Source organism: Gordonia terrae (assembly GCF_001698225.1).
Taxonomy (GTDB): domain Bacteria; phylum Actinomycetota; class Actinomycetes; order Mycobacteriales; family Mycobacteriaceae; genus Gordonia; species Gordonia terrae.
The window spans coordinates 4,313,729-4,333,767 of the sequence record NZ_CP016594.1 but is presented as its reverse complement, the minus strand read 5'-3'; the positions used below and the strand labels follow the sequence as shown (position 1 = coordinate 4,333,767).

General features: G+C 70.3%; 9 protein-coding genes. 5 read left to right on the top strand and 4 right to left on the bottom strand.

Features of this window, described 5'->3' with window-relative positions; genetic code table 11:
- Nucleotides 1-6 precede the first annotated feature (6 nt).
- The 3 genes from BCM27_RS19380 (at nt 7) to BCM27_RS19370 (ending at nt 14,880) form a co-directional block, all read left to right on the top strand.
- Nucleotides 7-13,908 (top strand): non-ribosomal peptide synthetase, encoded by a 13,902-nt coding sequence (locus BCM27_RS19380; RefSeq protein ID WP_004020536.1) that lies wholly within the window; start codon nt 7-9, stop codon nt 13,906-13,908.
- 121 nt (nt 13,909-14,029) lie between these two features.
- Nucleotides 14,030-14,257: an MbtH family protein gene (locus BCM27_RS19375; protein ID WP_004020535.1), complete on the top strand. Its 228-nt coding sequence runs from the start codon at nt 14,030-14,032 to the stop codon at nt 14,255-14,257.
- A 305-nt stretch (nt 14,258-14,562) separates the two neighbouring features.
- Nucleotides 14,563-14,880 (top strand): hypothetical protein, encoded by a 318-nt coding sequence (locus BCM27_RS19370; protein WP_004020534.1) that lies wholly within the window; start codon nt 14,563-14,565, stop codon nt 14,878-14,880.
- Nucleotides 14,881-14,988: 108 nt separating this feature from the next.
- On the opposite strand, the gene BCM27_RS19365 is transcribed toward BCM27_RS19370, so the two are convergent.
- Nucleotides 14,989-15,624: a DUF4190 domain-containing protein gene (locus BCM27_RS19365; protein ID WP_004020533.1), complete on the bottom strand. Its 636-nt coding sequence runs from the start codon at nt 15,622-15,624 to the stop codon at nt 14,989-14,991.
- A gap of 80 nt (nt 15,625-15,704) precedes the next feature.
- Nucleotides 15,705-16,238 (bottom strand): MTB12 C-terminal domain-containing protein, encoded by a 534-nt coding sequence (locus BCM27_RS19360; RefSeq protein WP_004020532.1) that lies wholly within the window; start codon nt 16,236-16,238, stop codon nt 15,705-15,707.
- A 120-nt stretch (nt 16,239-16,358) separates the two neighbouring features.
- Between BCM27_RS19360 and BCM27_RS19355 the strand changes: the two genes are divergently transcribed.
- A complete protein-coding gene (locus BCM27_RS19355; protein WP_004020531.1) occupies nt 16,359-17,489 on the top strand; it encodes an LLM class flavin-dependent oxidoreductase in 1,131 nt (376 codons plus the stop codon).
- Nucleotides 17,486-18,160, top strand: a complete 675-nt coding sequence (locus BCM27_RS19350) for a CE1759 family FMN reductase (protein WP_004020530.1) — start codon at nt 17,486-17,488, stop codon at nt 18,158-18,160. Before BCM27_RS19355 ends, BCM27_RS19350 begins: the two co-directional genes overlap by 4 nt.
- Nucleotides 18,161-18,179: 19 nt before the next feature.
- On the opposite strand, the gene BCM27_RS19345 is transcribed toward BCM27_RS19350, so the two are convergent.
- Both BCM27_RS19345 and BCM27_RS19340 read right to left on the bottom strand, forming a co-directional pair.
- Nucleotides 18,180-19,193 (bottom strand): pirin family protein, encoded by a 1,014-nt coding sequence (locus BCM27_RS19345; RefSeq protein WP_004020529.1) that lies wholly within the window; start codon nt 19,191-19,193, stop codon nt 18,180-18,182.
- A gap of 68 nt (nt 19,194-19,261) precedes the next feature.
- Nucleotides 19,262-20,017, bottom strand: coding sequence for an acetoacetate decarboxylase family protein (locus tag BCM27_RS19340; RefSeq protein ID WP_004020528.1), 756 nt, complete (start codon nt 20,015-20,017; stop codon nt 19,262-19,264).
- Nucleotides 20,018-20,039: the final 22 nt, after the last annotated feature.

The window sequence follows — 20,039 nt, the reverse complement described above, 5'->3', positions numbered from 1 at the left end:
CCAACGGTGACCGATGTGGTGCATGTGGCGACGAGGTCCGACGTACCGGCCATCGTGTTCGGTCCGCGTCGCGTCAGTTACGCCGAGTTCGGGGCGCGGGTCGACTCACTGGCTCGTCATCTGATCTCCCTCGGTGTCGGACCCGACGTCGCCGTGGCGGTCGCCATTCCCCGTTCGGTCGAGCTCCTCGTCGCCATCCACGGCATCGTCGCCGCGGGCGGTCACTACGTCCCGCTCGACATCGACGCGCCGTCCGACCGCACCCGGTACATGCTCGACACCGCGGACGCCCGGCTGGCCCTCGTCGCCGCCGGCTCGGCCGTCGAGCTGCCGGTGGACGTCACCGCGGTCGTGGTCGACACGACCACCGAGGTCGACCTCGCCACCGCACCGGTCACCGACGACGAACGCCGGGCGCCGCTGGCGCCCGCGGACGCGGCCTACACGCTGTTCACCTCGGGGTCGACGGGTCGGCCGAAGGGCGTCACGGTGTCGCATGCGGCGATCGTGAACCGCCTGGAGTGGATGCGGGACTGGTATTCGATCAAGGACTCGGATGTCTTCGTCCAGAAGACGCCGGTGACGTTCGACGTGTCCGTGTGGGAGCTGTTCCTGCCGTTCGCGGTGGGGGCGACGCTGGTGGTGGCCGAACCCGACCGACACGGTGATCCGCGGTATCTGGCCGAGCTGATCACGGCCGAGAAGGTGTCGGTCATCCACTTCGTGCCGTCGATGCTGTCGGTGTTCCTCGACGTCCTCGGCGATCGGGTGGGCGACCTGTCGTCCCTGCGGTTGACGTTCACCTCCGGCGAGGCGCTGACCGCTCCGGTGGCGCAGGCGCTGGTGACGGCGTTGCCGCACAACGAGCTTCACAACCTGTACGGCCCGACCGAGGCAGCGGTGGACGTGACCGCCCATCAGGTGCGGGCGGGGGAGACGTCGGTGCCGATCGGCGTCCCGGTCCCGAGCACCACCACCTTCGTCCTCGACTCGCGACTACAGCTCGTGCCCTCGGGCGTGCCCGGTGAGCTGTACCTCGGCGGCGTGCAACTCGCCCGTGGGTACGCGTCGCAGCCCGCCCTGACCGCCGAACGCTTCGTCGCCAGCCCCTTCGCGGCTCCCGCACGCGGCGATGCCCCGGACGGTGACTCCACCGCCGGCGACTCCGCCGGCGGCACCGAGGGTTTCGGCGACCCCGGCGAGCGTCTGTACCGGACCGGCGACCTCGTGCGATGGAATGCGCGCGGTCAACTGGAGTACCTGGGCCGCACGGACTTCCAGGTGAAGCTCCGCGGCCAGCGACTCGAGCTGGGTGAGGTCGAGTCCGTCCTGATGTCGGCGCCGGGTGTGTTGCACGCGGCCGCCACCGTGGCGAAGGTGTCCGGACAAGCCCACCTCGTCGCCTACCTCGCGCCCGCGTCCGTCGACGTGGACGCGGTCAAATCGGTTGTCGCGCAGTCGCTCCCGGCCTACATGCGACCCACGGTGTGGATGACGCTCGAGCAACTGCCGCTGAACAGTGCGGGCAAGGTCGCCCGGCGTAAGCTGCCGGTCCCCGAACTGACCGTCGAGGAGTTCGCCGCCCCCGAGTCCGACGCCGAGACCTCTATCGCGGCCATCGTCGCCGATGTGCTGGGCACCGATCGCGTCAGCGTGACGCAGTCGTTCTTCGACCTCGGCGGCAACTCGCTGTCCGCGGCGCGGGTGGCGGCGCGGGTGGCCGACCTGCTCGACGTCGACGTGTCGGTGGGTGACCTGTTCGACGCGCCGTCGGTGCGGGCCCTGGCCGGCCTGGTGGCCGGACGCGGTCGGAGCGTCCCGCGCGTCACCGCGATGCCGCGACCCGAGCGATTGCCGTTGTCGACGGCGCAGAGTCGCATGTGGTTCATCAACCAGTTCGACACCGCCTCGGCGGCCTACAACATCCCGATGGCGCTGCGTCTCACCGGAGCTCTCGACCTCGACGCGCTGGAGGCCGCGGTCGGTGATGTGGTCGCCAACCACGAGATCCTGCGGACCACCTATCCCAGCGACGAGCAGGGGCCGCTCCAGCTCGTCACCGATCCCGACTCGGCCCGTGCCCGCCTCGACTGGCGGGCCGTGGAGACCGACGAGGAGCTGTTCGTCTCGGCGACAACCGGATTCGACGTCGCGAGCGAATTCCCGCTGCGCGGCCGGGTCCTGCGTCGCGGGGACGACACGGTCGACGTGGTGCTCACCGTGCATCACATCGCCTTCGACGGTGAGTCGACCCCGGTGTTCGTGCGCGATCTGCTCGGCTCCTACCTGAGTCGGACGAACGCCGCGCCCCCGGTCGCCGCGCCTGCGGTCCAGTACGCGGACTTCGCCCTCTGGCAGCGCGAATACCTCGGCGCCGCCGACGAACCCGGCACGCCGATGGGCCGCCAGCTCGACCACTGGCGCGCGGTCCTCGCGGATCTCCCCGCGGTGACCGACCTGCCGATGGACCGGCCGCGACCGGCAGTCCTCGACACCGCGGCGGCGGTCGAGTCGGTGACCGTGGACGACGCACTCGTCACCGCCCTGGACGACCTCGCACGCAACCGCGACGTCACGCTCTTCATGGTGCTGCACGCCGCGCTCGCCGTCACCGTCGCCCGGCTCGCCGCCACCCGGGACGTCGTGATCGGCACACCGATCGCCGGCCGCCCCGACGCCGCCCTCCACGACCTCGTCGGCATGTTCGTCAACACGCTGGTGCTGCGCACCGCCGTCGACCCGGCATCGACGATGGATGACCTCATCGCCACGATCCGCGCCACCGACCTGGACGCCTTCGCGCACGCGGACGTCCAATTCGACGACCTGATCGAGGAACTCGCCCCGGAGCGGTCGACCTCGTACCCGCCGCTGGTGCAGATCGCGTACACCCTGGCCGCCGCGGGCGGCCGCCCGGAGGAGATCGACCGGGTGGAGTTCTCGGACCTGAGTGCCGAACCGCTCGGGGTCGCCACGCCGACCGCCAAGTTCGACCTCACGGTCTCGGTGTCCGAACGCACCGGGTCGTCGCCGATGCGGGCCGATTTCCTCTATGCCACCTCGTTGTTCGACGCCGCGACCATCCGCCGCGTCGCCGAGGTGTGGCTCCAGGTGATCGCCGCGATGGCCACCGACCCCGCGGTGCCCGTCGGCGACATCGACATCGTCGGCATCGACGCCGCGACTCTGAGCGCTCCGAGCCGCAACTCCGTCGGCGAAGTCACACCCGCTGCCGACGGCGGGGTGACCGAACCGGTGACCCTCACCGAACTCCTCACGCGACGCGACCTCGATCCGCACCGTCCGGCCCTGATCCACGACGAGGCCGAGCTCTCCTACGCGGACTTCGAGGACCGCACCGATCGCCTTGCGCGCCGGCTGATCTCGCGTGGGGTCGGCCCCGGCGACGTGGTGGCCGTCGGCCTCGAGCGGTCCATCGGGTCGGTGGTCGCGGTGTTCGGTGTCATCAAGGCAGGCGCCGCGTATGTGCCGATCGATCCCGCCTATCCGAGTGATCGCATCGACTTCATGGTGGCCGACTCCGGTGTCCGGCTCGGCATCACCGACGCCTCCACGCGGGCCCGGCTCGGCGAATCATCTTGTGAGTGGCTCGAACTCGGTTCGCTCGACGACCAGGCCGTCGCCGGCGGGCCGGTCACCGACGCCGAACGTCGCCGACCGGTCCGGCTCGACGACCTGGCCTACCTCGTCTACACCTCCGGCTCCACCGGACGCCCCAAGGCCGTCGGGGTCCCGCATCGCGGCATCGCGAACTTCGTCGCCGCGCTGACCGAGGTCACCGGCACACCGGCACAGGCCCCCGACACCCGTGTCCTGCACGTCGCCTCACCGAGCTTCGACGCCTCGGTGCTGGAGATGATGTGGTCGATCGCGGTCGGGCACACCCTCGTCGTCGCGCCGGCCGCCGAGTACGCCGGCGACGCGCTCGGGCGCATCCTCGAACGCGACCGGGTCACCGACACCCTCATCACCCCCACGGTGCTGGCGACCGTCGACCCGCGGCGGGGCCACACCGTCCGGAACCTCGTCACCGGCGGCGAGGCGTGCCCGCCCGAGCTGATAGCGCGCTGGGCCACACCGGAATCCGGGCGCCGGATGTACAACTTCTACGGGCCGTCGGAGGCCACCGTCTGGGCGACCACCGGACGATCCGAGCCCGGAGCGCCGGTGACCATCGGTCGCGCGGTCCGCGGCTTCACCGCCCACGTGCTCGACGGCCGTCTGCATCCGGTCCCGCAGGGCGTGGTGGGTGAGCTCTACCTGTCCACCGGCGACTCGCTGGCCCGGGGTTACCTCGGCCGGCCCGGCCTCACCGCATCGTCCTTCGTGGCCGATCCCTTCGCCCGCGAACCGGGCCGGCGCATGTACGCCACCGGTGATCTGGTGCGGATCACCGCGACCGGTGAGATCGAGTTCGCCGGGCGCGCCGACCACCAGGTGAAGATCAACGGCCAGCGCGTCGAACTCGGCGAGATCGAGTCCGTGCTCGGCGATCAGCCGGGCGTCGGCTCGGTCGTCGTGACCGGCGTCGACGACGACCACGGGCGCACCCGGCTCGTCGCCTACCTCGTGGCCGACGACACCACCGGCGACCGGCGCCTCGATGCCGACGCGGTTCTCGCCGGGGCGGCCGACCGCCTTGCCGGACACATGATCCCGCACTCGGCGATGGTGCTCGACGAACTGCCCGTGACACCGGGTGGCAAGCTCGACCGGCGCGCGCTGCCCACCCCCGAGTTCACCACTCCCGCCGACGGATACGTCGCACCGGCGACGACCGCCGAAGAGACGCTCGTCGCGATCGTCGCGGGGCTGCTGGGTCTCGAGACCGTCTCGGTGACCGAGTCCTTCTTCGCGCTCGGCGGCGATTCGATCATGTCGATCCAGCTCGCCTCCGCCGCAAAGGCGGCCGGGTTGCCCCTGTCACCCCGAGAGATCTTCGAACAGAAGACCATCCGCGCGATGGCGCGGGTCGCCTCGGCGGGCGGGGACCGCGCCCCGATGCTCGCCGAACCCACCGGCGATCCCGCCGGTCTGGTCGATCTCCCGCCGATCGTGTCCTGGCTCATCGATGCCGCGCCGACACCGGCCGACCTCGCCGACTTCAACCAGTCGATGGTGCTGACCGCGCCGGCCGGCCTCACCGTCGCCCACCTCGGCGACGTGCTCGGGGCGCTCGTCGACGCGCATCCGATGCTCGGCGCGCGCCTGGAGCCCGCCGGTGGCGCCCAGACCGGGGACACCCAGACCGGGGACACCTGGACCCTCACTGCCGGAACGCCGTTCGACGCCGACGCCTCGATCGTCGCGCTCTCGATCGACACGGCCGTCGGCGAGCCCGGCTTCGCCGACGCGCTGGTCGACGCGCATGCCCAGGCCGCGGGCCGCCTCGACCCGGCCGCCGGGCGACTGGTCGCCGCGACGATCGTCAGCGGCGCCACGACCCGGGAGTCCGCGCCCGCGGAGCCCGGCGCACCCGCTCGGATCGTGCTGGTGATCCACCACCTCGGTGTCGACGCGGTGTCGTGGCCGATCCTGATCGAGGACCTCCTCACCGTCCACGCCCAGCTGACCGCCGGACAGCCCGTGGCGGTCCGGGCCGAGGAGACCTCGCAGCGTGCGTGGCAGGGCGCACTCACCGCGCAGCTCGACGCACGTCGGACCGAGGCCGGGTACTGGCTCGACCGCTCGCCGGCCGAACCGACCGACTTCGGCGCGCCGCTCGACCCCGACCGCGACCGGTACGGCACGCTGACCTCGATCGTCCACCGCGTCGAGCCGGCCATCGTGGATCCGCTGACGACGACTGTGCCCGAAGCGTTCTCGGCGTCCGTCGTCGATGTCCTGCTCGGCACCCTCGCGCGGGCGGTGCGGTCCTGGCAGCGCGATCGCGACATCGCCGACGCCGCACCGGTCACCGTGCTCACCGAGGGACACGGCCGTTACGAGGACGTGCTGCTCGCCGGCCCGGAGCCGCGTCGCGCGGACCTGTCGCGCACGGTCGGCTGGTTCACCTCGATCGCCCCGCTCGCCATCGATCCGGCCGACGACGTCGTCCACGCGATCAAGGCGGCCAAGGAAGAGCGTCTCGGCATGCCCGACTCGGGGATCGGGTTCGGCCTGCTGCGCTATGCCGCAGCTGTCGGCGACCCCACCGACCCGGTCGCACAACTGCGGTCCCGTCCGCTGCCCACGATCGCGTTCAACTATCTCGGCACCCGCGGCGCGACCGGACGCAGCGAGGCGCCGACGGCGCCCGGCGAGGTCGACACCCCGACGTCCGGTGCAGCGGCGCTCGCCGGCGCCGCGTTCCTGCCCGCACCCGACGCGCCGTTTCTGCCCGCTGCCGTGTCCGACGGGGTGGCGGCGATGAGTGTGCTGACGGTCAACGCGAGTACCGGCGCGTCCCCGGACGGCCGCGTGCTGTCGGCCGACCTGCAGTTCCCCGCGGCGATCCTGTCGCCGGAGGATGTCCGCGACATCGCACGGCGGTGGACAGCGGAACTCACCGACGTGGTCCGCCTCGTCGCCGACGGCGTCGACGTCGGCCGGTCGCCCGCGGACGTCCCGGGTGCCGACGTCACCCAGCACGATCTCGACACGGTGGCGCAGCGGTTCCCCGGCGCCCAGGTCTGGGCACTGTCGCCGCTGCAGCGCGGACTGTACTTCCAGTCGCAGCTCGCCGGTACCGACCAGCTCGACGTGTATGTGACCCAAGCGGTCCTGCATCTCGACGGCGATGTCGACCTGGACCGATTGCGCACCGCCGTGGTCGCTCTGCTCGATCACCACCGCACGCTGAAGTCCGGCTTCGTACGGGTGCCCAGTGGACACGTGGTCACCGTCGTGCCCGAGACGGTGCCGTTGCGCTGGCGCGTGATCGACGTGCCGGCAGCCGGTGACGACGATCTCCGGGCTGCCGTGGACGAGGTGTCGGCGGCCGAGCGCACCGAACCGTTCGACCTCGCCGACCCGCCGCTGCTGCGTGCGGTGGTGGTGCGGCACGCGCAGGGGACGAGTGTGGTCATCACCAACCACCACATCCTGTTCGACGGTTGGTCCGGTCCGCTCGTGCTGGCCGACCTGCTCGCGCTCTACGCGACCGGGTCCCCGTTCACCGGACAGGGGACGGGTGAGCGCACCGACTTCGCCGATTACCTCGCCCGCATCGCCGACACCGACCTCGACGCCGGTCTCGCCGCGTGGGCACGGGTCCTCGGACCGGTCACCGAACCCACCCTGGTCGCCCCCGGCCTCACCGGCACGTCCGTCGAGGACGGCGAGAACCGCACCGCGGCAGAACATCTGCCGCGGGAACACCGCTGGGTCCTCGAACCCGACCTCGTCGCGGCGCTCGAGCGCACGGCACGGCAGTCGGGCTCGACCATGGCCACGACGCTCCAGCTCGCGTGGGCGGTCCTGCTGTCCCGTCTCACCGACAACCGGGTGGTCACCTTCGGTGAGACCGTCTCCGGGCGGCCCGCCGGACTCGACGGGGTCGAGTCGATGGTCGGCCTCTTCATCAACACCCTGCCCGCCGTCGTCGACGTCGATCCGGACGCCACGATCGCCGAGGTCCTCGGCCGGCTGCAGTCGGACAAGACCGCCGTCCTCGATCACCAGCACATCGGCCTGCCCGAGATCCTCACCGCTGTCGGTCATCCGCAACTGTTCGACACGCTGACCGTGCACGAGTCCTATCCCGTGGACAACGATTCGCTGGCCGGCGGCGCCGCGAGTGCTGCGGTGGGGCTGTCGATCCGGGACGTCGAGGTCTCCGACGCCACGCACTATCCCCTCAACCTGGCGACCTCGCCGACCGCGTCGGGCATCGCGGTCCGGTTGACCTACCTCCCCGACGCCTTCACCGACGATGAGGTCGCCGTCTTCGCGCGGTCGCTCGTGCGGATCCTGCAGACGATCGCCGACGACGCGCAGACTCCCATCGCCGACATCCCGCCGATGTCGACCGTGGACGAGGCCCGCCTCGACACGTGGTCGGCCGGCCCGGACCTCACGCCAGCCGGCACCCACGTCGCCGATCTGCTCCTCGAGCGGATCGCTGCGTCTCCGGACGCGATCGCGGTGCAGGGTCGGTTCGGGGAGGCGACCTACGCCGAACTGGGCAACCGGGTGAGTGTGCTCGCCCGACGGCTGGTCGGTCTGGGTGTCGGGCCGGAAGTCGCGGTGGGCGTGTGCATCCCGCGGTCGACGGAGATGATCGTCGCGGTCCACGCGATCCTCGCTGCCGGTGGGCAGTTCGTGCCGATGGACCCCGCCGCCCCGGCCGACCGCATCGACTACCTGGCGCGCACCGCCGGGGTCGCGGCCGTACTGATCGGCCCGGGGCAGTCCCCGGCGGGCATCGAGGCGCTCGACCCCGAGGTGACCGTCGTGACCGTCGACGACGACTCGGACGCGGCGGTACCGCTTTTCGGTCCTGCCGAACGCGTGTCGGCGGTCGACGGCGCGAATCCGGCCTACACCATCTTCACGTCCGGTTCGACGGGTCGTCCGAAGGGCGTCACGGTCAGTCACCAGACACTGCGCGCGCATCTCGACTACGACCGCGGCGCCTACGAATTCGGTCCCGACGACGTGTTCCTGCAGGTGCTGGAACTGACCTTCGACCCCTCCGTCGGTGAGATCCTGCGTCCGCCGCTGTCGGGTGGCCGCCTCGTGGTCATGGAGCCGGGTGCGCATCGTGATCCCGTCGCGGTACTGCGTCACCTCGCCGACTTCGGCGTCACCTCGGCGACGCTGGTGCCCTCGATGCTCGCCGTGCTCACCGAGGTCGCGGAACCCGAGCAACTGCGGGGGCTCACCCGGTTGCGTCACCTCCACACCGGTGGCGAAGCCCTCCCGCAGAGCGTTGCCGAGACCGTCCGGGAGCTCATCCCACACGCCCCCGTCAGCAACCAGTACGGACCGACCGAGGCGACGATCTACGCGACCGTCGCCCGGGTCTCGGGTGACTCGGTCGCCATCGGGCGACCCGTCGCGAACACCACCGCGCTGGTGCTCGACCATCGGTTGCGGCCGGTGGCACCGGGATTCACCGGCGAGCTGTATCTCGGTGGTGTCCAACTGGCGCGCGGATACACCTCGCGGCCCGCCCTCACCGCCGAACGGTTCGTGCCGAACCCCTACGGCGCACCCGGATCCCGCCTGTATCGGACCGGTGACCTGGTCCGCTGGCGAGCCGACGGTGAGCTGGAGTATGAGGGCCGCACCGACTTCCAGGTGAAGCTGCGCGGTCAGCGGATCGAGCTCGGCGAGATCGAGTCGGCCCTCATGTCGGCGCCGGGAGTCGTGTACGCCGCGGCGGCGGTCGTCGAGACCCCGGCCGGTCAGCAGCTCGTGGCCTACCTGACCCCGTCGTCGGTGGACCTCGACGCGGTCAAACAGGCCGTGGCGCAGTCCCTTCCGGAGTTCATGCGTCCCGGTATGTGGATGCTGCTGGAGGAGATGCCGCTCAGCAGCGCGGGCAAGATCGTGCGGCAGCAGTTGCCCGCGCCGACCGTCGACGCGGCCGCGATCGTGCCGGTCGCGGGCGCACGTGAATCGGCCGCCGCGGCGGTCTTCGCCGAACTGCTGTCGATGTCGCCGGAGAACGTCGGCGCCACCACCAACTTCTTCGACATCGGCGGCAATTCGCTGTCGGCGATGCGGGCGGCAGCCCGTCTCGGTGACGCCCTCGGTGCCGACGTCACGGTTCGTGACGTCTTCGAGGCTCCGACGCCGCGCCTGCTGGCCGAACGCCTCGCCGACCGGACCGGCGGACTCCCGCCGATCGCCGCGGTGACACCGCGGCCCGACCGGATCCCGCTGTCGTACGCCCAGCAGCGGATGTGGTTCATCAACCGGTTCGATCCGACGTTGGCGGCCTACAACATCCCGGCCGTGATGCGCCTGACCGGTGCACTCGATCCCGAGGCGCTCGGCGCCGCCATCGCCGACGTCGTCGCGCGGCACGAGATCCTCCGCACCACCTACCCCGAGGTCGGCGGTATGCCGGTCCAGGTGATCGCCCCGGTGTCCGACATTGCGACCCGGCTCGACCACGAGTTCGTGCCGGCGGCCGACGGTCGTGATCCGGGAGCGGTCGTCGGGTCCGCGGTCACCGCCGGCTTCGACCTCACTGCCGACTGGCCGGTGCGGACCAGGCTGCTCGAGATCGAGACCTCGTCCGGCACAACGGAATACGTTCTGGCTGTGGTGCTGCACCACGTGGCCTCCGACGGTGAATCCCTCGGCCCGCTCGTCACCGACCTCACCACCGCCTATCTCGCGCGGACGGCCGGGGAGCAGCCGCGATTCGAGCCGTTGCCCGTCCAGTACGCCGACTACGCCATCTGGCAGCGACGTGCCCTCGGCGATGTCGACGACGCGACGTCGGCGATGGGCGCCCAGCTGGATTACTGGACCGCACACCTGGCCGGCATGCCGGATCTGCTCGAGCTGCCGACCGACCGCCCGCGTCCGGCGGTCGCGTCGCAGCGCGGTGCGCGCGTGTCCTTCACGATCCCGGCGGACGTCACCGCGCGGATCGACACCGTCGCCGACGAGTTCGGGGCCACCCCGTTCATGGTGTTGCACGCGGCGCTGGCGGTCCTGCTCGCCGATCTGTCGGGCACCGATGACGTGGCGGTCGGTACGCCGATCGCCGGTCGGGGCGCCGCCGTGCTCGATCCGCTCGTCGGGATGTTCGTGAACACGCTCGTGCTGCGGACCGCGCACGCGGGAGCCGACACCTTCGCCGACGTGCTCGATCGCGTCCGCCGTGTCGACCTCGACGCCTTCGCGCATGCGGACCTGCCGTTCGAGACCCTCGTCGATCGGCTCAATCCGGTTCGCTCCGAGTCGTTTGCGCCGCTCACCCAGGTGTGGTTGACCCTGGACCAGAGCGTGGTGCCCGAGCTCGCCGGACAGTCGCTGTCAGCCGATCTCGGCGACATCGCGGTCACCCCGCTCGACGCGGGGGAGGTGCCGGCCAAGGTGGACCTGCTGTTCTCGGTCGCGAAGGCCGGAGCGGGCGAGACCTGGACGGCGGCACTGCAATACGCCACCGATCTGTTCACCGAATCCACCGCCGCCGGGTTCACGGCGCGGTTCGTCAACCTGCTGGACGCGCTCACCGCGACCCCGGGCGCTCCGGTCGCCGCCGCGCCCATCCTGCTGGCGGGTGAGGCCGAGTCCCTGGTGCCGGTGCGCGGTGGCGAGGCCGCCGAACCCGTGTTGCTCGGCGACCTGTTCACCGAGGCCGGCACGCGCTATCGGCGTCGGACCGCGGTGGTCGACGCCTCCGGGGCGACGCTGTCGTACTCGGCGCTGCATGCCCGGTCCAACCGCCTGGCCCGGTGGCTGATCGGCCGCGGCGTCGGCCCGGAAACGCTGGTGGCACTGGCGATTCCGCGGTCCGTCGATCTCCTGGTCGCGATCTGGGCGGTGGCGAAGACCGGCGGCGGGTACGTCCCGATCGATCCGGACTATCCCGCCGAACGCGTGGCGACGATGGTCGAGGACGCGGGCGCCCGGGTGGGTCTGTCGGTCACCGCCGTCGGAGCGTTGCCGGACGAGGGTTTCGAGTGGCTTCGCCTCGACGACACGTCGGTGGTCGCCGAACTCGACGCCACCTCCGAGGCCGCCGTGGAGCCGGGGGAGCAGGCCGGACCGGTTCGGACCGACAACGTCGCCTATGTCATCTACACCTCGGGCTCGACCGGTCGCCCCAAGGGCGTCGCGGTGTCACATTCGGGTCTACGGAACTTCGCCGTCGCGAAGTCGCGGGCGCTCGGGGTCGAGGACGGCGCGGTTGTCCTGGGATTCGCGTCCCCGAGCTTCGACGCCTCGGTGCTCGAATACCTCCTCGCGACGGTCAACGGCGGGACGCTCGCCTACCGGCCGTCGACCGCGGTGGGTGGCGCGGAGCTGCAGGAGTTCATGCAGCGGCACGAGGTCGCCACGACCTTCCTCACGCCGTCGGTGCTGTCGACGCTCGATCCGACCGCCTTGCCCAGCCTGCAGGCGGTGTCCGTGGGCGGCGAAGCGGTGCCGCAGTCGGTGATGGACGCCTGGGCACCGCACACCCGCATCCACAACGGTTACGGCCCGACCGAGACGACGATCATGATCGCGGTCGGTGAGGCGGCGACGCCCGGCGAGCCGGTCCGCCTCGGCGGTCCGCTGCCCGGCGTCGAGTTCCTGGTGCTCGACGCGCACCTGCGGCCCGTCCCGGTCGGCGTGGCCGGCGAGCTCTACGTCCTCGGACCCGCCCTCTCTCGTGGCTACCTCGACAAGCCGGGCCTGACCGCCGCGCGGTTCGTCGCCAGTCCGTATGCGGGCGCCGGACGCCGGATGTACCGGACCGGTGACGTCGTGCGGTGGCGGGAGTCGCGCTCGGGAGGTCTCACCCTCGAGTACTCCGGTCGGAGCGACGACCAGGTGAAGCTCCGCGGCCTCCGCATCGAGCTGGGGGAGATCGAGGCGGCGCTGCGCTCGGCGCCCGAGGTGCGATCCGCGGTCGTCGTCGGTGTCGGTTCGTCGGGGACACCGAGCTCGGTCGCCGCGAGTCTCGCCGCATATGTCGTCGGTGGCGGCGTACAGGTGGACGCCCTGCGCGGCCTGCTGTCCGCCCAGTTGCCCGCGCACATGGTGCCCGCGTCGATCACGGTGCTCGACGAGTTCCCGCTGACCCCGGTGGGCAAGCTGGACCGGGCGGCGCTGCCCGCACCCGAGGTGGCGCCCACCGAGTTCGTCGCCCCGGGCACCCCGGTCGAGCAGGCGATCGCCGATGCCTACGCCGAGGTCCTCGGCGTCGAGCGGGTCGGGGCCACCGACAGCTTCTTCGATCTGGGCGGCAACTCGCTGTCGGCCACGCGCGTGAAGGCGGTACTCCGCGACCACAACGGCTTCCACATCGAGCTCGCGTGGTTGTTCAACGATCCGACCGTGCGTGGTCTGGCCCGGCGCCTTGCCGACGGCAACGCGGTGAGCAGCGACGTCGTGATCACCCTTCGCGGCGAGGGGGCGCGGGCCCCGCTGTTCTGTGTGCACCCGGCCGGTGGCCTGGCCTGGTTCTACGGCGGACTGGCCCCGCATCTGCGGGACCGGCCGATCTACGGGCTGCAGGACCCGCACGTGGTGACCGGCGAACCGAGCGTCACCGATGCCCGGGAACTCGCCCGGCGCTACGTCGAGGAGATCCGGCGCGTCCAGCCGCGCGGCCCGTACCACCTACTCGGCTGGTCGGTCGGCGGTGTCATCGCACACGCCATGGCCACCCACCTCGTCGAACTCGGTGAGGGCGTCGCCTACCTGGGGATCATGGACTCGCGTCCGGAGGACGAGCCGGTGATCACCGGTCACGACCGTCCGTCGCTCGCCGGCGACGAGCCCGGAGACACCGTCGTGGCCGATGCGCCGGGGTCGACAGTCGCCGAGACCATCGAACCCGATGCGTCGACGGTCGTCGACGTCCTCGGCGGTTGGCGCGACCTCTTCGATCTCGGCGACGACGTGCAGGCGTCCACCTCCGAGGAGGTCACCGCGATCATCCGGCAGCAGATCTCCGGCATGGGACTGCTGGCCGAGGACCAGGTGGAGCGCATCATGGACAGCTTCGATTCCTCGACCCAGGTGGTTCTCGACTACCGCCCGGACGTCTTCGCCGGCGACATGCACGTGTTCACCGCGACCGAGGACAAGGACGACCCGTCGCTGTTGGCCGGTGCCTGGCGTCCGTACGTGACCGGCGCGATCGACAACGTGGATGTCGCCACCCATCACCTCGGGATGGCGAACGCCGACGCGCTCTCGGTGATCGGGCCGACGCTCGACGATCAGTTGTCGCGCGTCGACGGCTCGGCCGGACAGGGAGCGGAATGAGGGGATTTGCGTGACATCATCGACCTGACCTCGCCGACGTCCCGGCCGAGAGCCACTACGTTCGACAACAACAAAGCAGGCGGGCGACGACAGTCGCCGCGCCACCGGAGAAAGGACACCCATGACGAACCCATTCGATGACGAGGACGGCCGCTTCTACGTGCTCGTCAACGACGAGAACCAGCACTCGCTGTGGCCGACCTTCGCGGACATCCCCGCCGGATGGACCAAGGTCTTCGGTGAGGACAGCCGCGCGGCGTGCCTGGAGTATGTGGAGCAGAACTGGACCGATCTCCGGCCCAAGAGCCTCATCGAGGCCATGGAAGCGGACAAGAGCAGCGACGCCTGAACCTCGGTTCGGAGGTCGACACTCGCGATCGCCAAAGTCGGACGTGCTCGAATGTCGGGACAGTTGCATGTGGATAACAGGTAAAGAATCAAACCACTGATGCCCTGTTGCAACTACAGTCACAGCCGTAACATCAAAGTGCAGCATAGTTACGGAAAATGTTGTGGAATATCCCACACATGTTGAGCCAGTGTTCTACTACTTGAATGATGTAGGGCACACTGGGTTGAAGGATCGCTCGGTACCAACGTCAGGGGAGGCGGGGACACAGCGATCGACGCTCCACGGGCGGGAAGGCAGTAATCATGGACCAGCTACTTCTGGATGACATCCAGACCCGAGGGGCGATCACGCCCCACCTGACAGCAGTTCGGCTGGGCGATGACGCTCTCACCTACGGTGAACTCGCTGATCGCGTCGACGACTACGGAAACGTGCTCGCCGAATACGGGATGTCGCCGACCTCGGCGTTCTACGCCGCCCTGATGCATTGCATGCCGTCGCTGGTGGACATCGACCCGGTGGACGCCCGGCTGCAGGTGATCGGTGAAATCCAGGCCTGGCTCGGGCGCGAACGCGGCGAGGTGGCCTCGGCCCGGCCGCGGCTCCGCGCGGTCAGCTAGGCCCCGGCACACGCATACACACGACGAGACCCGCCGAAAGGCGGGTCTCGTCGTATCTGTGGTGGTGCGATCGCGGAGGCGACGAACCTCGAACGGTGCGCCCGTCGGCTACAGTCCGGCGAGAAAGAGGACGAGCAGCAGGATCGGGCCGCCGACGACCATACTGCCGGCGCCGGTCATGATGCCGGTGATAGCGCGACCGGTGCCCTTGCGCTCGGCGGGGGCGCGGCGAACCTGTTTGACGCCGATGACACCGGAGACCACGGCGACCAGGCCGAGGATCGCGCCCAGGCCGAGAACGAGGGTCAGCGGAATCGAGATCAAACCGGTGGTCAACGCCAGCGATGCGGCCGGAGCGACAGGGCGACCACCGACGGGCCGGGTGAGATAGGGCGCCGGTGAAGGAGTGACCACCCGGACCGGTGTGGACATCGCGACCAGGGGTGACCGGACCGCGTGCTGCAGGTCCCAGAAGTCGCCCACCGGCGGGAGTGCAGCGTGCTCGCGTGCGGGCAGTCTGGTCTCCACCCGGGTTGCCGACCGCGGCACCGGTCTCGCCGCGGTGTCGATTCTGGTCGGCGTGGGCGAGTCGGATACCGGGGCACTCGCGTCGATCCGGGTGTCGGCCGGCGTGATCGCGGCGGCGGGTAGCTCGGTGTCGTCGAGATCGTTCACGAGCGGCCACCGCGCGTGGCGCTGGGTCACCGGCGGAGCGAACGGATGGGTGGGTTGATCGGTACGCACGTACACCTCCTCGCCGCTCGGCCCCGGGTCGGAACCGCACCCGTCCGAGTGTAGGCGAGGAGGCGACGTACGCCGCGGGTCTAGTTGCCCTCTTGCTGACCGCTGCCCATGCTGATGAGCTGCTGGATGGCGTCACCGCTGAGCTTCCAGTCGCCGTCGACCTTGACGAAGCCGAGCTGGATGTCGACCGGTGCCGGCGAATGCGGGCTCTTCACGGCAACGGTTGCGGTGGCCTTGTCGCCGTCCTCGGTGACCTCTTTGACCGAGAAGGCATCCGGAGTGTAACCCGCGGCGGATGCGCCCTTGGCGAATGCCATCGCGGCCGGTTTGGTCGCCGGGTTCGTGACGTCGATGACCTTGTCGAGATCCTCGGATGAGGTGGCCGGGTCGATGGCCTGGCGGAGGGTTTCCGTCGCGTCGTCGTTGCTGAGCCCGGTGACCTCGTCGACCGCGTCACTCGCAGCGGTCTCGACCTGGCTGGCGGCGGACTCGACGGCGGTCGACACCGCGCTCGTCGCCTCGTCGACGGTGTCGGTGGACTCCGAACAGCCGGTGGCGACGAACAGTGCGGCCCCGGCGAGGGTGACGGCAGCGATGGACTTCCGGATCTTCATGCGACTCTCCTCGGTTGGGTTGCGTTCTCCGCAGTGAGCCAACACTAACTCACCACCCTTCGGAATTAATCGGACCGCGGTCCGGTTATGGTCGATGTAACCACGACAAGGAGGCGCGACATGCAGTTCGGACTCTTCAGCGTCAGCGACATCACCGTCGACCCCACCACGGGCACGACGCCGACCGAGCACGAGCGGATCAAGGCGATCGTCGAGATCGCGAAGAAGGCCGAGGACATCGGACTCGATGTGTTCGCGTTGGGCGAGCACCACAACGAGCCCTTCTTCTCGTCGTCGCCGACCACGACCCTGGCCTACATCGCGGCGCAGACGCAGCGTCTGCAACTGAGCACCGCGACCACGCTGATCACCACGAACGACCCGGTGAAGATCGCCGAGGACTTCGCCATGCTGCAGCACCTCGCCGATGGGCGCGTCGACCTGATGCTCGGGCGGGGCAACACCGGTCCGGTGTACCCCTGGTTCGGTCAGGACATCAGGCAGGGCATTCCGCTGGCGATCGAGAACTACCATCTGCTGCACCGGCTGTGGACCGAGCACGTGGTCGACTGGGAGGGACAGTTCCGCACCCCGCTGACGTCGTTCACCTCGACCCCGCGGCCGCTCGACGACGTCGCGCCGTTCGTGTGGCACGGCTCGATCCGCAGCCCCGAGATCGCCGAGCAGGCCGCCTATTACGGCGACGGCTTCTTCGCGAACAACATCTTCTGGCCCAATGAGCACTTCCAGCGCCTGATCGACTTCTATCGCGAACGGTATGAGCACTACGGACACGGCAAGGCCCATCAGGCCATCGTCGGGCTCGGCGGGCAGTTCTTCATCCGGCCGAAGTCGCAGGACGCGGTGCGCGAGTTCCGTCCGTACTTCGACAACGCGCCGGTGTACGGACACGGGCCGTCGCTCGAGGACTTCACCTCGCAGACGCCGCTGACGGTGGGTAGCCCGGCCGAGTTCGTCGACAAGACGCTCACCTTCCGGGAGACCTTCGGCGACTACCAGCGCCAGCTGTTCCTCGTCGATCACGCCGGGCTGCCGCTCAAGACCGTTCTCGAGCAACTCGACCTGCTGGGTGAGGTGCTGCCGGACCTGCGTGCCGGATTCGCCGAAGGGCGGCCCGCGGACATGCCGGAGGCGCCGACGCACTCCTCGCTGGTCGCTGCGCGCCGCGAATCCCAGGACAGAGTGGCCCAGGAGAGTGCAGCCGAGGAAAGTGTGGAGGTGTCGTCATGACAGCGCTGCGCATCGTCGCGGTGAATGCCGGCCTGTCCGAACCGTCGTCGACGCGACTGCTGATCGACCGGATGGTCGCGGCAGCGGCCGAACGGCTCGGTGAGGGACGCACCGAGGTCGAGATCGTCGACCTCCGTGACCTCGCCGTCGACCTCGGGCAGGCGATGACCGTCGGCTTCGCCTCGGGCGGGGCGCGGGCGGCGCTCGACGCGGTCGAGGGGGCCGATGCCCTGATCGTGGCGACGCCGGTCTTCAACGCGTCCTACAGCGGCCTGTTCAAGATGTTCTTCGATCTCGTCGACATCGAGGCGATGGCGGGCAAGCCGGTGCTGATCGGCGCGACCGGCGGCAGTCCGCGGCATTCGATGGTGCTCGACCACGCTCTGCGACCGCTGTTCGCCTACCTGCGGGCCGTCGTCCTGCCGACCGGTGTCTACGCCGCGTCGGCGGACTGGGCCGGCGCCGGCGGGGACACCGCTTCGCTGAACGACCGGATCGACCGTGCCGCAGCCGAACTCGCGTCGCTCCTCACACCGCGGGGCTATCCGGGGTCGGCGGATGCCGCCGGCGGCCGCGAGCCGTCGAACGCGCCCGCCGTCACCGACGGCCGGCAGCAGGCGGTCGAGGCCGCGGGGATCGCGAACTTCGCGAGGTTGCTCGGCACGGCGTGATCGCCTGCAGCCCTCCCTGTCAGGGAGTGGCGCGACCGGGGGTGTTGCTGCGGGCACGCAGCCGGGAGTGCGGCAGTGGCGGCGCGGGTAGGTGCTGGGTCGATCCGACGTACCCGCGGACCTGCCCGAACCGTTCGCTGTGCGCCTCCCACTGCTCCCGGTAGGAGACGATCTCCTCGTGCGTGCGACCGATGAAGTTCCACCACATCACGATGTCCTCGGACAGCGGTGCGCCACCGAGGAAGACGACGCGGGCGTCGGTGTCGACGACGTTGGTCAGCGTGATCCGCCGCGCTCCCAGCCCCACGTAACCCAGCTCGGTGCGGGACAACGGTGCCGCGTCCGCCTCGGTCACCTCGACGGTCCCGGTGTCGACGAGGATGCCGTGCTCGTGTGCGGGATCGACATCGATGGCGACCGATGCGCCCGGTGCGAAGTCGAGCTGGGCGCCGGTCAGCGGGGTGAACGTGTGCACCGGCGAGCGGGTGCCGAACAGTTCGCCCAGGAAGACCCTGGCGGTGACCCCGCCGAGATCGAGCGGATCGGGCCGGTGATGCGCGAAGTCGCGTGGGGTGTCGGCCTTGTCGGCCGGCAGGGCAACCCACAGCTGCACCCCGTGCAGGGTGGTGGTGTCGGGTGTCGAGACCTCCGTGTGCGCGATGCCGTGCCCGGCGGTCATCAGGTTGATCTCGCCGGGGCGGACCATCGCGTGATTGCCCATCGTGTCCCGGTGCTCGACCTCCCCGGTGAACAGCCAGCTGACCGTCGCCAGCCCGGTGTGCGGGTGCGGCGGGACGTCCATCCCGCCACTGCTCGCGACATCGTCGGGGCCGTAATGGTCGATGAAACACCAGGCCCCGATCAGCGATCGGGACCGCTGCGGCAGAGTTCGGTGCACGGTCATCGCGCGCGGGCCGCCGAGGGGCACGTCGCGGGCGGTGAGGACGTCCATGCGGAGGTGGCCCGAACCCGAGGCGACGCCCGCGTCGGCGTGGCATTCGACCTCGACGGGGTCCGTTTCCAGATTGCTCATGACCACATTGTCCGCGACCGCGGCCCCGGCGTCTGCCGACCCGTGTGCAGCGACGCGGCCCGCCCCGATCAGACGACGGTCGGGTCCTCGAAACGCATCGTGATCCGGTCCACCGAGCTGGACATGAGAGCGTGCCGGCCCAATCGGAGGGACCGCAGTTCGTCGGCGATCGGGTGCGCGCCGAGTGTCAGACTCGCGCCACCGATCCGGGTGCGGGTCCCGCTGGTCGAGGTGAGTCGCCAGGGCGTCATCCGGGTGGTCCCGTCGAGTTGTGAGTAGGCGTGCAACACGGTGTCGGCGGTGGAGTCGGGGACCTTGATCCCCGGCTTCACGCTCAGGTCGGCGACGAGCGCTCCGTCGGCGACGAGCCGGCCGTGCTTCGTGGCCGAGGAGTGGTTCACGTCGAACTCGGCGAGCGTCTTGGGAAACCCCCAGATGCCGCGGCCTGCGGCCAGGGTGAAGTCGCCGTCGACGGGGAGTCGGTGCACGAGCGCACGCGCGTCGCCGCGCAGCAGGGAGCGCAGTGCCCGGACGGGGGAGGCCGGCGGGACCGACGGGTCCTCGACGAGGAAACACACCCCGAACTCGTTGTACGGCCCGAGGTCGCCGTCGACGTAGTCGACGAACACGAGCATGCACATCGTGCGACCCGGCCGGATGCGCAGTGGGCGGAGAGTGCCGGGCCGCGGCGACTCGGCGTCGATGGCCCGCGCGACGGCTGTCGAGTCGGCGGTGAAGCCGGCGACGAAACACCGCGCGTGCCGGATCTCGACCGGCATCGTCACCGGCGTGCCGAGGACGTCGTGGGTCGAAGGTGCGCTCACCTGTTCTCCTTCTGCGAGGCGA